Origin of the sequence: Bradyrhizobium roseum, assembly GCF_030413175.1 — a bacterium.
GTDB classification, from domain to species: domain Bacteria; phylum Pseudomonadota; class Alphaproteobacteria; order Rhizobiales; family Xanthobacteraceae; genus Bradyrhizobium; species Bradyrhizobium roseum.
Map to the genome: position 1 here is coordinate 6,128,545 of NZ_CP129212.1, position 14,433 is coordinate 6,142,977.

14 protein-coding genes are annotated in these 14,433 nt (G+C 64.2%); 5 read left to right on the forward strand and 9 right to left on the reverse strand.

All coding sequences use genetic code 11. From position 1 onward, the window contains the following. Positions 1-38: 38 nt before the first annotated feature. A complete protein-coding gene (locus tag QUH67_RS28960) occupies positions 39-836 on the reverse strand; it encodes an SDR family NAD(P)-dependent oxidoreductase (protein ID WP_300942911.1) in 798 nt (265 codons plus the stop codon). A gap of 202 nt (positions 837-1,038) precedes the next feature. Between QUH67_RS28960 and QUH67_RS28965 the strand changes: the two genes are divergently transcribed. Both QUH67_RS28965 and QUH67_RS28970 read left to right on the forward strand, forming a co-directional pair. Then, on the forward strand, positions 1,039-2,076 hold the full coding sequence (locus QUH67_RS28965; RefSeq protein WP_300942912.1) for a LacI family DNA-binding transcriptional regulator: 1,038 nt from the start codon (positions 1,039-1,041) through the stop codon (positions 2,074-2,076). Positions 2,077-2,176: 100 nt separating this feature from the next. Continuing rightward, positions 2,177-3,145 carry a Bug family tripartite tricarboxylate transporter substrate binding protein gene (locus tag QUH67_RS28970; protein ID WP_300942913.1) on the forward strand — a complete coding sequence of 323 codons (969 nt, stop codon included), beginning with the start codon at positions 2,177-2,179 and terminating at the stop codon, positions 3,143-3,145. Between the two features lie 97 nt (positions 3,146-3,242). On the opposite strand, the gene QUH67_RS28975 is transcribed toward QUH67_RS28970, so the two are convergent. Beyond that, positions 3,243-4,463 (reverse strand): cytochrome P450, encoded by a 1,221-nt coding sequence (locus tag QUH67_RS28975; RefSeq protein WP_300942914.1) that lies wholly within the window; start codon positions 4,461-4,463, stop codon positions 3,243-3,245. A gap of 67 nt (positions 4,464-4,530) precedes the next feature. Continuing rightward, positions 4,531-4,740 (reverse strand): ferredoxin, encoded by a 210-nt coding sequence (locus QUH67_RS28980; protein WP_300942915.1) that lies wholly within the window; start codon positions 4,738-4,740, stop codon positions 4,531-4,533. Between the two features lie 149 nt (positions 4,741-4,889). Between QUH67_RS28980 and QUH67_RS28985 the strand changes: the two genes are divergently transcribed. Next, positions 4,890-5,525 carry a TetR/AcrR family transcriptional regulator gene (locus tag QUH67_RS28985; protein WP_300942916.1) on the forward strand — a complete coding sequence of 212 codons (636 nt, stop codon included), beginning with the start codon at positions 4,890-4,892 and terminating at the stop codon, positions 5,523-5,525. Positions 5,526-5,570: 45 nt separating this feature from the next. On the opposite strand, the gene QUH67_RS28990 is transcribed toward QUH67_RS28985, so the two are convergent. Next, positions 5,571-5,990 (reverse strand): hypothetical protein, encoded by a 420-nt coding sequence (locus QUH67_RS28990; protein ID WP_300942918.1) that lies wholly within the window; start codon positions 5,988-5,990, stop codon positions 5,571-5,573. Positions 5,991-6,314: 324 nt separating this feature from the next. On the opposite strand from QUH67_RS28990, the gene QUH67_RS28995 reads away from it, so the two are divergent. Beyond that, a complete protein-coding gene (locus QUH67_RS28995; RefSeq protein ID WP_300942920.1) occupies positions 6,315-7,181 on the forward strand; it encodes a hypothetical protein in 867 nt (288 codons plus the stop codon). Positions 7,182-7,378: 197 nt separating this feature from the next. Here the strand turns inward: QUH67_RS28995 and QUH67_RS29000 are convergent, their stop codons facing one another. Next, positions 7,379-8,815, reverse strand: coding sequence for an NAD-dependent succinate-semialdehyde dehydrogenase (locus tag QUH67_RS29000; RefSeq protein WP_300942922.1), 1,437 nt, complete (start codon positions 8,813-8,815; stop codon positions 7,379-7,381). Between the two features lie 114 nt (positions 8,816-8,929). On the opposite strand from QUH67_RS29000, the gene QUH67_RS29005 reads away from it, so the two are divergent. Beyond that, entirely contained in the window at positions 8,930-9,754 is an 825-nt protein-coding gene (locus tag QUH67_RS29005) for an SDR family NAD(P)-dependent oxidoreductase (protein WP_300942924.1), read from the forward strand. A gap of 8 nt (positions 9,755-9,762) precedes the next feature. On the opposite strand, the gene QUH67_RS29010 is transcribed toward QUH67_RS29005, so the two are convergent. From QUH67_RS29010 to QUH67_RS29025, 4 genes are read right to left on the reverse strand one after another with little or no spacing between them, the layout of a single operon-like run. After that, positions 9,763-11,067, reverse strand: a complete 1,305-nt coding sequence (locus tag QUH67_RS29010) for a TRAP transporter large permease (protein ID WP_300942925.1) — start codon at positions 11,065-11,067, stop codon at positions 9,763-9,765. A 54-nt stretch (positions 11,068-11,121) separates the two neighbouring features. Continuing rightward, positions 11,122-11,715: a TRAP transporter small permease subunit gene (locus QUH67_RS29015; RefSeq protein WP_300942926.1), complete on the reverse strand. Its 594-nt coding sequence runs from the start codon at positions 11,713-11,715 to the stop codon at positions 11,122-11,124. Positions 11,716-11,725: 10 nt separating this feature from the next. Further along, positions 11,726-12,724, reverse strand: coding sequence for a TRAP transporter substrate-binding protein (locus tag QUH67_RS29020; RefSeq protein WP_300942927.1), 999 nt, complete (start codon positions 12,722-12,724; stop codon positions 11,726-11,728). 49 nt (positions 12,725-12,773) lie between these two features. Continuing rightward, positions 12,774-14,432 carry a hydantoinase B/oxoprolinase family protein gene (locus tag QUH67_RS29025; RefSeq protein WP_300948208.1) on the reverse strand — a complete coding sequence of 553 codons (1,659 nt, stop codon included), beginning with the start codon at positions 14,430-14,432 and terminating at the stop codon, positions 12,774-12,776. Position 14,433 lies beyond the last annotated feature (1 nt).

Genomic DNA, 14,433 nt, shown 5'->3' on the forward strand with positions numbered 1-14,433 from the left:
GGACGTCCGTCCCGCTCTCGTTCTTGCTGTTTTGGCGTTCAGCCGATCGAGCGGCCGCCGTCGATGACAAGTTCGGTGCCGGTGACGTAGCGGCTCTCGTCGCTTGCCAGCCACAGGATGCCGTTGGCGATATCTTCCGGTGCTGCCTTGTAGCCGAGTGGCACGGCGCGTTCGGTGAGCTTGTCCAACGTCGGCCCGCGCTCCCGTCCACCATTCGAGCCGTCCTCGACGGTGCCGATCAGCGTGTCCCAGATCGCGGTTTCAGTGATGCCGGGATGCAGCGAGTTGACGCGCACGCCGTCCTTGGCCGCCGCGCATTCCAGCGCGACCGACTTGGTGAACAGCCGCACGCCGCCCTTGGTCGCGCAATAGCCCGAGACGTTCGGCGACGCCTTGATGCCGGCAATCGAGGACACGTTGATGATGCTTCCGCCGCCCCCGGTACGCATCAAGGGCAGTGAATATTTTACACCGAGAAAGACACCGTCGAGATTGACCGCGACCTGCCGCTTCCAGTCGGCGAACGCCATGTCGACCACGGGGCCCGAGAGCCCAATCCCGGCATTGTTGACGAGGACATCGAGCCTGCCGAAGCGGCTGCGGGTCTGGGCCACGATCGACTGCCAGTCCTCTTCGCGCGTCACGTCGTGGTGATAGTATTCGCACTCGCATCCGATGGCGTGCAATTCGCGCAACAGGCCCGCGCCCTTCTCGTCCTGCAAGTCGGTCGCGACAATCTTCGCGCCTTCGCGCGCCAGCACCAGGGCCGCGCTTCGTCCGATGCCATTCGCGGCGCCGGTCACCAGGGCGACTTTTCCTTCGACACGCCGCATCATGCCACGGTCCCGTTTCCTGCCTGCGGCCATTCAGCCGGTTGTTGTGGCGGGAGCAAGGTGGTGGCATCCCGCGCTTTCTGGAAACGTTTCCATACTTTGTCCAATGCTATGGTTCAAGGCGGATATTTACAGGCCATCGCCTTGTATATCGTTTCCAGTTTGCGCTAGATTTCGCGCAAATTCGTCCCGAGGAAGCCCCGCAATGCCGCCGCGCCAGGCGCAGCCCCCACGTGCCACCATCCGCGACGTCGCGGCGCAGGCCGGCGTTTCGGTGAGCAGCGTCAGCCGCGTCATGAACGGCGAGCCGCATATCAGCCCGGAATTGCACGCCCGCATCATGCGGGCCGTGACCCGCCTGCGCTTCGAGCCGCATTCGGCGGCGCAGGCGTTGCGCTCGCGCGCGAGCAAGACGATCGGCTGCATGGTTTCCGACCTTTCCAACCCGCTCTACAGCGAGATGATCAATGGCGCCGAGGAGGAGTTTCAGCGCGCCGGCTACGTGCTGATGCTGGCGGCCACCCGGCATGAGCAGGATCGCGAAACGGCGTTCATATCGGCGGTGCGGCGGCGGCGGATGGACGGCCTGCTGCTGTTCGCCGGCGATAACGCCCATACCGATTTTACCAGCGCACTCGCGAACCTCGACATGCCCTGCGTGGCGATCGATCGCGAGGTGCCCGATGTCCCCTCGGTACGCGCCGACCATCGCGGCGGCGGCCTCGAGATCACCCGCTATTTGATCGGACTCGGCCATCGCCGCATCGCGCTGCTCACCGGGCGCGCCGCTTTGCTGCCGAGTTCGGAGCGCCTGGCCGGCTACCGGCAGGCCCATGTCGAGGCCAAACTAAAGGTCGATCCCGACCTGATCCGGCCGCAGACGCAAGGCTCCGACATCGCATTCAGCGAAGTCTGCCAGTTGCTGCAAGGCCCCGATCGCCCAACGGCCATCATCACGCTGGGCACGCATATGCTGGCCGGCGTGATGGACGCGTTGGCCAGCAACGGCCTGCGCTATCCCGACGACATGTCGCTGGTGTGCATCGGCGACACCGATCTTGCCCGGCACGCCACGCCCGGAATCTCGGCATTGACCTGGGATCTCGACCAGATGGGGCGGGTCGCCGCCAACATCCTGCTCGACCGCATCAGCGGTGGCGATCAGACGCGAAAAATACGGCCGGTGTATTTGCCGACGCGTTTCATCCTCCGACACTCCGGCGCCAGGCCTCGCGGACCCTGATCGCGCGACAGCGTCGCCAACCATCGTGACCGGCGAAACAACGCCAGCGGCGAACCATCAAGAACAAAAAAGCAAACGGGAAACCCAGGGAGTAGAGTAAATGAAGTTACGCGCGATCATGCTTTCGTTGCTGGCGCTGGCGTCTGTGACAGGTCCGGCCCGCGCCGAAGACGCATCGAGCTATCCCTCCAAGAAGATCAAGATGCTGCTGCCGTTCGCGGCCGGTGGCGGCGGCGACGTGCTTGGCCGGCTGCTGGCCGACAAGATGGGCAACCGCCTGGGGCAGACCATCTACGTCGAAAACCGCACCGGCGCTGCCGGCACCATCGGCGCGCAGCAGGCGGCGACTTCGCCTCCCGACGGCTACACCATCACGATCGGCGGCATGACCACCCATGTGCTCGCGCCGGCCGTCTATCCCAACCTGCCCTATGATCCGATCAAGGATTTCACCACCATCGGGCGGATCGGCACGTCGTCCATCCTCCTGATCGCGACAAAGGATTTTGCCGCCAACAATCTGCGGGAGCTGGCCGAACTTTCGAAGAAAGGCGAGCCGATCCAGTACGGCAGCTGGGGCGTCGGCTCCACCGGGCACTTCTGCGGCGAAATCCTCTCGCAAAAAGCCGGCGTCCGCCTGCAGCACGTGCCGTTCAGCGGCGCGGCCAAACTCGCCAACGATTTGATGGGCGGTCACATCGCGGTGGGGCTGGTCGACATGGCGACCGGAACGCCGCTGGTGAAGGACGGCAAGCTGAAGGCGCTTGCGGTCTGTGGCGGCCGTTCGCCGAGCCTGCCCCATGTCGCGAGCTACAAGGAGCAAGGCGTCGACTTCGAACGCAGCCTGTCCTGGGTGATGTACGCGCCATCAGGCGTTCCCGCTCCCATCGCGGAGAAGGTTTCCGCCGCGCTCAAGGCCGCGTTGGCCGAACCCGACATCATCGAGAAACTGCTGGCGCTCGGCATCTCGGCGGATTTCATCGCCGGAGATCAGCAGCGCGACATCAACGCGCGCGACATCGAAGCCTGGAAGAAGGTCGCCAGCGACGCGAAGATCGAGGTCAAGTAGGGAGAACGTGTCCCGGACGCGGTGCGGCGTTCTCGCGGCGATGCGAAGCATCGTCCAGTGCGCCGCTCCGCAGAACCGGGACGCGATAGCTTGGCTTTCAGCTCGCCTTGCCAAACAGCACGGGCAACTGGCGCGGGCCGCGCACGGTGCCTTCCGACCAGGTGACCTTGCCGGCCGGGTCGAGCCTGAAATCCGGAATCCGCTTCAGCCATTCCTCGATCGCAACCGTCATTTCCATGCGCGCCAGGTTGGAGCCGACGCAGCGGTGGATGCCGAGGCCGAACGCGGCGTGGCGATTCTCCTTGCGGTCGATTACCACCTTGTCGGCATCCGGGAACATCGCCGGATCGCGGTTGGCGGCCGGGAACGATAGCAGCACCATGTTGCCGGGCTTGACCGGGCAGCCGCTGATGGTGGTCTCCTTCATCACCTCGCGCGCCATTGTCACCGGCGAATAGGCACGCAGCAGCTCTTCCACGGCGAGCGGCATCAGTTCCGGCTCCTTGACCAGGCGCTCGCGGTCCGACGGTGTCTTCGCCAGATGCCAGAGCGAGGCGCCGATCGCGCTCCAGGTGGTGTCGATGCCGGCGATCAGCAGCAGCCGCAGCGAGCCCAGCACATGCTCGTCCGCCAGCGGATTGCCGTCCTTGTCCCGCGCGTTCATCAGCGTGGAGATGAGATCGTCTGTGGGATTGTTCCTGCGCTGCTCGATATGGCCGATGAAATAGCCGGTCATCTCGCGCACCGCGCCCATCAGCGCGTTGTCGTCCTTGATGCCGAGCTCGAGAATTCCGTGAATCCACTTGATGAAGAGATCGCCGTCTTTCTCGGGAATGCCCAGCATGTGCGCGATGGCGCGGACCGGGATATGCTTGGTGTAGCGCGCGGCGGCGTCGCATCCGCCGTCGGCGATGAACTCGTCGATCAGTTCGTTGCAGATCGCCCGCACCCGCGGCTCGAGCTTCTTCATCGCGTCCGGCGTGAACGGCGGCAACAGCAGTTGCTTGGCCGGCTTGTGCTCGGGCGGATCGGAGGTGATCGGCGGCGCCCGCGCCGTGATTTCCGGGCGAACGTCGCGCACGATGACCCGGCGGGACGAGAAGTGATCGGTATCGTAGGAAATTTCCTTCACCGCCTGGTAGGTGGTCGGCATGTAGCAGCCGAGAAACCGCTCGGTGTGGACCACCGGCGAGGCCGCCCGCAGTTTCTCCCAGATCGGAAACGGATTTTCCGTCCACGCCGGATCGGTGTGATCGAAATCGTTGACCCAGTCGGTGACCGGCGGATGTTCGGGCATGATGCTGGCGGAATCGGACATCGGAGCAAATCCTTTGCGTGGTTCGTTCAGATCCTGGTGAGGGCTCAAGTTGATCTCGGGGACCGGACTATTCCTCGGTCACGTCGATCGCGATCTCCGGACAGTTGCTCTGGGCAAGGTACGCCTTGTCTTCCAGGCCCGCCGGCACGGAACCGTCGCCGACTTCGTGCGCATTGCCGAACTCGTCGAGGTCGAACAGTTCTGGCGCCAGTGATTTGCAGCGCGCGTGGCCCTGACATTTGTCCTGGTCGACGCGGATTTTCAGCTTTCCAGCCATCGCAGCGTTTCCCTCTGTGTGGCGCTTGTCTCGCGCAGCTTTCTGCGGCGCGACGGCAACTGACCCGCCGGCGCACCGCGAAGTTATATCATATTACATTCGCGCGGCCGTTGTGCTGTCAAGTCAAAAGTTATAGAGCATGGAATTGAATGCCACCTCGACCCGCACGCAAAGCACTGAATGCCTATCACCACGGGGATCTCCGCGATGCCCTGGTTCAGGCCGCGTTGCACGAGGTCGAACTCGGCGGCCCCGAGGCGATCAGCATCAGCGCGCTGGCCAAGATACTCGGCGTCTCGCAGCCGGCCCCCTACAAGCATTTCGCCGATCGCGAAACGTTGTTGACGGCCGTCACGGCCGAAGCGTTCCGCCAGTTCAGCGCCATGATGCGCACGGCGATCGAAAAACCGTCGAAGCAATCAAAGCTTTCGCGTTTCGCGCAGCTCACGCTTGATTTCGGCCTGCGCCGCAACGGCATCTATCGCCTGATGTTCGCGTCGCGAACCATGGCCTGCGCGGCCAAGGGCAGCGAGTTGCACAGCGCCGCCATGGAAACCTTCGAACTGCTGCTGGAGGCGCTGGAGGCCCCGGCGGTCGGGCTGTTGCGCGAGCGGAGCGCCCTGAAGATCTGGGCCTCGCTGCACGGCGTGGTCATGCTCGCCGAACAGGGACTGCTCACCGGCCAGGTTGCCAATGTCAGCCGGGAAGAACTGGTCGAGGACATCGTGGCGGAAACCAAGCTCGCGCTGTCCGTCGCCATCGAGGCCGCCGACAAGGCCGGCTGAGCGACGCCATCGCGCTCGGCGTCGTGGTGATCAGCGATGGACCTCTCACCGGCGCGTGCCGTCCTGGTTCTGGCCCGACCTCGGCGCAAACGATTGATTGCCAAAAGGCGACGCTGTGGGAATCTTCATCACGATGAACCCGCGGCCGGTCGATTGGTGACAGGAGTTGCATCCGGTCGTGAGTTCCCCAAACGCCTTGCCGAATGCGGCACTGCTACGGGCAGCGATCGCGCTGTCGAGCGATTTGAGCGGACCGTCGATCATCGTGACGTTGCTGACGGGGATATCGTTATATAACCCAATCGCATCCGCGAGGCCCGCCTTCACCAGTTCCAGTTGGTAGGACGCCAACTCCCAGTTGCGCTGCTGGGCTGCCGTCCACAGCTTTGAATGCCGCGCCTGCAACGCGCCCATGACGTCGGCAAGCCGGGGCGCGCTTTTTTGCGTTGTCTGGGCGGCGGCCATCAACGGCGATGCCGGACCGATGGCGATTGCGACGACCGCCGCAAGATATCTGGTGCTTTTGCGCATGCTTCGTTCCTCGGCTGTTGACTGCATTCCTAAGCGGCCACCGGCGCAATCCTTTGACGTGGGTCAATTTGTTGCTCCGGGGCAAACGCGTCACACTCGCCGTGAAGAATGCGCTCGCGCCAAGGTCGCGCTTGTATTTGTCACACCCAAATGGTCATCTCCGCGGATCAAAGGCGGCGGCTTCGATTGAGCACGAACCTCACATCCCCTCTCCGTTCCTGTCATCGGAAGTCGGCGCCGGCGCGAGCCATCAGGCGCATGGCTCTCGGGGCGCTGCTGTCGCTCTGCCTTTCCGGCGCAGCCCTGAGCGAGGAGAATGACGACGACGAGGAAGATGCGGCCAAGGCAAAAACGGCGCTGCCGAACGTCTATCTCGACATGCGAACGACCTACGGGACGCTGCCCGCCGGCGCGCTCTCCATCGGCTTCAGCCCGCCGCCGCTGTTGTCGCGACTGGCAAATCTGTCCTCGCTGCGAACCGCGACCTCGCCGTCCAGCCAAAGCGTCTCGGTCGACCTGCCCGTCACCGTCGATGTCAACGACCGCCTCTCGGTCTATGGCGGCGTCAGCGGCGCGACTTCGCAATCGGGCAACGATCCCTGGGGGACGTTCTCGGTCTACGCCTTTACCGTCGGCTTCCAGGCCGACCTCTATCAGCAGAACGGCGGACTATTTCCGACCATGACGCTGCAGTCGAACGCGACGCGATCGATTTCGGACGCGCCGCTGGCCACTACGACCTACAACACGATTCTCGAAGCGGGCTACGCGCTGGACGCCGACGAAACGCGCGGTCTGCTCGCGGGCGTACAATATACGAGAGTCCTCGTCGACACGCCGCTCGCCCGCGTCAGCCCCGATGTCATGGGGTTTGTCGGCGGCTATTATCAATGGGACAACAACTGGAAGTTCACCGGCCGCTTCGGCGCGCAACACTTCGGCGGCGCACAGCTTCTGAACCTGACACCGTTTGCGGCCTTCACGCAGCCGATCCTCCGCCTCGACCTCGACCGCATGGACGACGACGACAACCGGCTGTTCGGCATCACCGCGCAGATCGCCTGGACGCCGAAACCGTCCTACCAGTTGACGCTGCGGACGCCGCTTTATGCGATCAGGAATTAGCCGCCGCTAACCCGTGATTGTCCCGGTATCTTCAGCCGATTCTGTGTATCAGCGCCCACATGGATGCCCAAAATCACCCCGCCCGGGCTATCCATTGCGCAGCAGGCGTGGCACGATCAAAATTGGCCCGACACGCCAGTGGCGTGTCGGGCCATGTCAGATCAGCAGCGCCAGCCGTATCGGCTTCGCCGTCTCGCTCACACCCCGGTCTGGGTGATGAACTTGGTGTTGAAATACGCCTCCATCGCCTCGATGCCGCCCTCCGAGCCGTAGCCGGAATCCTTGACGCCGCCGAACGGCACTTCGGGCAGCGCGAGGCCAAAGGCGTTGATCGACACCATGCCGGCTTCGATCGCGGCGCCGATCGCGGTCGCGGTCTTGGTCGAACTGGTGAAGGCGTAAGACGCCAGGCCGAACGGCAGGCGGTTGGCTTCTTCCGCCACCTCGTCGAAGGTCGAGAAGCGCGAGATCAGCGCCAGCGGGCCGAACGGCTCCTCGTTCATGGCGCGCGCATCCTTCGGCACGTCGCTGACCACGGTGGGCTCATAGAAGTAACCCTTGTTGCCGACGCGGTGGCCGCCGGTCTCGAGCTTGGCGCCCTTGCTCACCGCGTCCTGCACCATGCCTTCGATCGCGGTAACGCGGCGCGGGTTGGCGAGCGACCCCATCTTCGAATCCGGATCCATGCCGTTGCCGACCTTCATCGACTTCGCGCCCTCGACGAATTTTTCGACGAACTCCTTGAATACGTCGTCCTGTACCAGCATGCGGGTCGGCGAGATGCAGACCTGTCCGGCGTTGCGATATTTTGCTGCCGACAAAATTTTCGCCGCCGCCGACACGTCGGCATCCTTGAACACGATCGCCGGCGCGTGCCCGCCGAGCTCCATGGTGGCGCGCTTCATGTGCAGGCCGGCCAGCGCGGAGAGCTGCTTGCCCACAACGGTCGATCCGGTAAAGGAGATCTTCCGGATCACCGGATGCGGAATGAGGTATTCGGAAATCTCCGACGGCACGCCATAGACCAGGTTGATGACGCCGTCCGGCACGCCGGCATCGGCGAACGCCTTGATCAGTTGCGCTGGCGACGCCGGCGTTTCTTCGGGCGCCTTGACGATGATCGAACAGCCCGCCGCAAGCGCCGCGGAGAGCTTTCGCACCACCTGGTTGATCGGGAAATTCCACGGCGTGAAGGCCGCGACCGGGCCAACCGGCTCCTTGATCGCGATCTGGTAGATGCCCGGGCCGCGCGCCGGGATCACCCGGCCGTAGGCGCGCTTGGCTTCTTCGGCGAACCACTCGATGACGTCGGCGGCGGCCATGGCTTCGATCTTGGCTTCCCCCAGTGTCTTGCCCTGCTCCATGGTCATCAGCGGCGCGATCTCGTCATTGCGCTCGCGCATGATCTGGGCGGCCTTGCGCATGATCCTGCAACGTTCGAACGGCGCCACCGCGCGCCAGACCTTAAAACCCTTCGCGGCGGCTTCCAGCGCTTCGTCGAGATCGGCGCGGTCGGCATGCGCCACGGTGCCGATCTCCTCTTCGGTTGCCGGGTTGCGCACGGCGATGGTCCGGCCCGATTGGCTCGGCCGCCATTTGCCATTGATGAACAATTGCGTATTGGAATATGCCACGACACTCGCTCCCTGTTTTATTGTCGCCCGATGGCGAAATCGGCCGGCCTGTAGATCGGCGCCTTTATGATCGAAGCCCGGCCGGATTGCAAAGCCTGTTCAGGAGAACACCTCATGCCGAAAGATGACACCGCCCGCACGCTGCAGGGCAAGGTTGCGCTGGTCACCGGCGCGGGCCGCGGGCTCGGCCGGGCGTTCGCCGAGCGGCTGGCGAGCCTCGGCGCCGATGTCGCCATTCACGGCATGCGCGAAAACGGCCCGGCCGAGTATGGCGAGGGCTCGACGCTGACGGCGGTCGCCGCGGACGTGGCGACGGCGCATGGCGTGCGCACCATCCGGGTGCTCGGCGATCTCACCCAGGGCGCGGACATCGCGCGCGTGGTCGAGACCACGACGGGCGAATTAGGTCCGATCGACATTCTCGTCCACAACGCCGGCGGCGACATCGCTGCCAGGGGCGGCAAGCCCGATCCGAACGACGCCATCGGCATCAGCGAGGAAGACGTCCGCGCGGTGCTCGACCGCAACCTGCTCTCGACCATTCTGACCTGCCAGGCGGTGGCCAAGGAAATGATGCCGCGGCGCCAGGGCCGCATCGTCACCATCGGCTCGGTCGCGGCCTTCAAGGGCCGCACCAACGGCTCGATCTATGCCGTGGCGAAAGCCGGCATGACGCACTATACGCGCTGCCTCGCCGACCAGCTTCGCGCCCACGACATCACGGTCAACTGCATCGCACCCGGCGACACCCGCACCGGCCGCTTCATGGGCACGCGCGCAGTCGATCAAAACCACATGGTCGAAACCGGCACGCTGGACCGCATCGCCACCGTTGACGAGGTCGCGCGCGTCGTCGAAGTGTTCGCAGGACCGCTCGGCGCGTTCGTCTCCGGTCAGGTGCTGCGCGTCGACGGCGGCGGACAGTGCTGGGCGGCGTGACGAGCGCTCTATCCGTAGAGCAGCTTGGGCAGGATCGTGACGATGCCCGGAAACAACGTCAGCAGCAGCACGAAGCCGACCATGATGATCAAGTAGGGCATCGTCACCCGCGCGATATAGCCGAGGCCATCATCCGTCAGGCCCTGGATGACGAACAGGTTGAAGCCGACCGGTGGCGTGATCTGCGACATTTCGACGGCAATCACGAGGAAGATTCCGAACCAGATGTCGTCGAAGCCCGCCGCCTTCACGATCGGCAGCACGATCGGCAACGTCATCACGATCATCGAAAAGCCGTCGAGGAAACAACCGAGCACGAGATAGAACGCGATCAGCACCACGATCAGCGCGAAGGGCGACAGGCCGAGACCCTTAACAAACGCCGCCACTGCTTGCGGAATACCTAAAAAAGCGGCGGCATTCCCGAGGATCGACGCGCCGAGCACGATCAGCGCGATCATCGAGCAGGTGACTACCGACCCGATGATGACATCGCGCATCACCTGCTGCGACAGCGATCCCTGGCCCCACGCGACCAGCGCAGCGCCGAGCACACCGACCGCCGCCGCCTCCGATGGCGTCGCAAGCCCGCCATACATCGAGCCGAGCACGCATGCGATCAGGAACAAAGCCGGCGCAAGGTCCTTCAGCGCGGCGAAGCGCTCGCGCCAAGGGACCAAGGCAAGTTTAGCCTCGGTCTCCGGAACCAGTGTCCGGTTCAGCGTGGTATGGATCATCACCCAGGCCATGAACGTCCCCGCCAGCAGCAGACCCGGCAGGACTCCGGCAGTGAACAGCTTCAGGATCGAGACGTCGCCGAGCACGCCATAGATGATCATGATGTTCGATGGCGGGATCAGGAAGCCAAGCGTACCGGCGCCCGCGAGCGAACCGATCGCGATATCCTTCGAATAGCCGCGGCGCAGCAGCTCGTTGAGCGACATGCGGCCGATCACCTGCGTCGTCGCCGCCGACGAGCCGGAGATCGCCGCAAAGATCGTGCAGCCGATCACGTTGACATGCAGCAGACGTCCCGGCAGCAGCCCGGCCCACGGGGCCAGTCCCTGAAACAGCGATCGCGACAACTTGGTGCGAAACAACAGCTCACCCATCAGGATGAACAGCGGCAGCGCCAGCAATTCCTGCGTGGTCAGGATGTTCCAGACGTATTGCGGCAGCAGCTTGTCGAGCGGGACCGAGCGGAACGTCGCCAACAGCACGGTCGCGGTGAGCGCCAGCGTCAGGCCGATCCAGAGTCCCCCTGCCAGCAGCGCGAACAAAATGGCGAACAGGCTGACGACTTCAATGGTCATGAAATTGGCCTTCCGGCAGCGGGCGCGAGGGCGCGGCCCTCATTGCGCAGGTGGTCATTCGACGGGCGTCGCCTTCATGCGATGATCTTCCAGCGGCAGGCCGAGCGCAGCCTGGATGGCGCGCGCCAGGAACTGCAGCGTCAGCAACAGCATCCCGAAGGTGACGATGGCTTGCGGAAACCACAGCGGCGTGTCGCTCGATGTCGAAATCTGCCCGCGTATGAAGGATCCCCAGGCGAACTTGACCATCGCCTGGGTCAGGAACGCCATGAACAGGAAGCCGGCGAACGCCGAGAGAACCTCGAGCGCGCGCCGGACGGTCTCCGGCACGTTTTTCAGCAGCAGCACGACGCGGATATGGCCGCCGACACGCAGCGTCATGGCCGCGCCGAAGGTGAAAGATGCTGCCATCAGATAGGAGGAATACTCCCAGGCGATCGAGATAGTCGGTGGAAAGAACGGCAGGAAGTTCGACAGCAGGCGCGTCGCGACCTCGGCGAGCATCAGGAACGTCAGCGTCAGCAGACAGCCGCCGCCGATCCAGCCGTCGAGCCGGCCGAGGCGATCGATCGCATCGAGAACCATGCGCAGCGGCGCCGGCGCCGCTGCGTTGAGGCTTTCCGGTGGAGCAGGCAGGACGCTTGCCACGGGCCCGCTCCTAACGCTTGACTTCGGCGAGATAGGCCCGCACCGGCTTTTCCGCCGCCGGCACGCGCTTGAGGAAGGCCTCCAGCAGCGGCGCGGTCTTGGCGCGGATATCCGTCATCATCGCATCCGGCACCGGCACCACCTCCATGCCGCCCTGCTTGAGCCGGTTGAGGCTGTCGACGTCGGCCTTGAGGGAATTCGCCCAGAAATCCGGCTCCATCTTTGCGGCGATGGCGGCGACCATCTTCTGCTGATCCGCACCCAGCGCCTTCCAGGAGTCCAGATTGACGGTCAGCATCTGCGACGACCACACATGGTTGGTCGGGTAAATGTACTTCATGAACTCCCAGAACTTGCCGTCCACGCCGGATACCGCGGAGGTCGACACGCCGGAAACAGCGCCCGACGCCAGCGCCGGTATGGTCTCGCCCCAGGGAATCATCACCGGCGCCATGCCGACCGCGTTCAGCATATCGACGGCGTTCTTGTCCGGCACACGGATCTTGATGTTCTTCAGTCCGTCAACGCCCGCAACCTTCACCTTGAGGTGCAGATATTGGGTCGGCCAGGGCACGATGTAGAGGATCTTCTGATTGTTGCGCTCGGCGATCTTGTCGTATTCGGGCCGCACATATTTGTGCAGGATCTTGAGTTCGTCCATCGAGACGGCAAGAAAAGGAATGCTCTCGACGCCCATGAAGGGCTCGTCGCCGACCTGCTGGATGTTGAGCACGTCGGCGAGCGGCACCAGGCCGTCTCGCACCGCGCGCAGATGTTCCGGCCCCTTGAAGCCGAGCTGACCGCCGGCCTTCACCGTGATGTTGACGGCGCCATTGGTCTGCTTCTTGACCGCATCGGCAAAGGCCATGGCGTTGCTGGTGTGAAAATTGCCGTCAGGCCACACCGTCGACATGTCCCAGTTCGCCGTCGCCGCCATGCCTCGTGTCGAAAGGTGGCCGGCGGCGAGCATCGTCACCGCCCCCGTCGTAAAGGTCCGCCGCGTAATCATCGATACTCTCCGTCCTGTTGAAATTGACCTGCAACGCGCCCGGGACGCGTCAGCCCGTTAAGCCGTAAACCGCCATCGCATTCTCGCTCGACACCAGCCCGCTTTCGACGTCCTCCTGCACGCTGGCCGATGCGCGCTGCTTCGGGTCGCCGATCCCCGCGCCACCGGGCGTCAGCACCACCAGACGATCGTCCGGCGGCACGGTCTGAAAGCCCTTGCCGCGCAGCTTCTTTCCCGATTTCAGTCCGACATAGCCGGCTTCGCCGTCACGGCCACCGTCGCGGCCGCGGGGCGGATGATCGATGCGGTCGAAGGCGGCCAGAATGTCGAACGGTGCATCGACGCCGCTGGCGACTTCGATGATCTGGCCGAGCCCGCCGCGCGTGCGCCCGGCGCCGCCCGAATCCGGACGCAGCTCCTTGCGCCAGAAAATCAAGGGCGTCTGCGTCTCCGCGATCTCGACCGGCGTGCCGCGCACGCCGCTGGGATAGGCCGTGGCCGACAAGCCATCCTTGGCAAAGCGCGCGCCGGTGCCGCCATTGCTGGTCACCGCCATCGAGAACCCATAATTGCCGCCGGCGCCGCTGCGCGTCTGTCCGCGCACATTGAGATTCCACAGGCAGGAGGTGCCTTCCGCCGGCACCCGCTCCGGAATGATCTGGCGCAGACAGCCGAACACCACGTCGGGCAGCATCTGGCCGATGATATGGCGCGACGCCACCGGCGCCGGTTTCGGCGCATGAAGGATCGAGCCCTCGGTCGCCGCCACCGTCAGCGGCGAGAGCGAACCCGCATTGTTCGGGATCTGCGAGGCGACCACGCAGCCAAGGCCGAACACGGTATAGGCCGTGGTGTAGGAGTGCGGCACGTTGATGCCGAACTTCGAGGCGCCCGACGTGCCGTCAAAATCGACGTGAATGCCCTCCTCCGAGATCGTCAGCGTCGCCGCCAGCGTGACCGGCGCATCATAGCCGTCGACGACCATGCTGTTGCGCCATACGCCCTTCGGCAGTTTTGCGATCTCGGCCAGCACCGCTTCGCGCGAGCGATCACAGATGAAATCGCCAAGCGTATCGAGCGACTCGATTTCGAATTCGCGCATCATCTCGACAAGGCGCTGGCAGCCGACGTCGTTGCAGCCGGCCAGCGAATAGGTGTCGCCCTCGGTGTCGATCGGCAACCGCGTGTTGCTGCGGATCATCGCCATCAGCGTCTCGTTGACGACGCCCTGATCGATCAGCTTCAGCATCGGGATGTACAATCCCTCCATGAAGACGTCGGTGGCATCGGGCCCGAAGCCGATGCCGCCGATATCCATCAGATGGCTGGTGCAGGAAAACAGCGCGACCGCCTTGCCGTCCTTGAAACACGGCGTCGTGACGACGAAGTCGTTGAGATGGCCGGTGCCCATCCAGGGATCGTTGGTGATGTAGGCGTCGCCCGGCTTCATCGTCTCGATCGGGAAACGCGCGATGAAATGCTTGACCGATTCCGCCATCGAATTGACGTGGCCCGGCGTCCCCGTCACCGCCTGCGCCAGCATGCGCCCCTTGAGGTCGAACACGCCGGCCGAGAGGTCGCCGCATTCGCGCACGATCGGGCTGAACGCCGTGCGCAGCAGCACCTGCGCCTGCTCCTCGACGACGGCGATCAGCCGGTGCCACATGATCTGCAGATCGATCAGGCTCGCGCCATCGGGCTTGCTCATG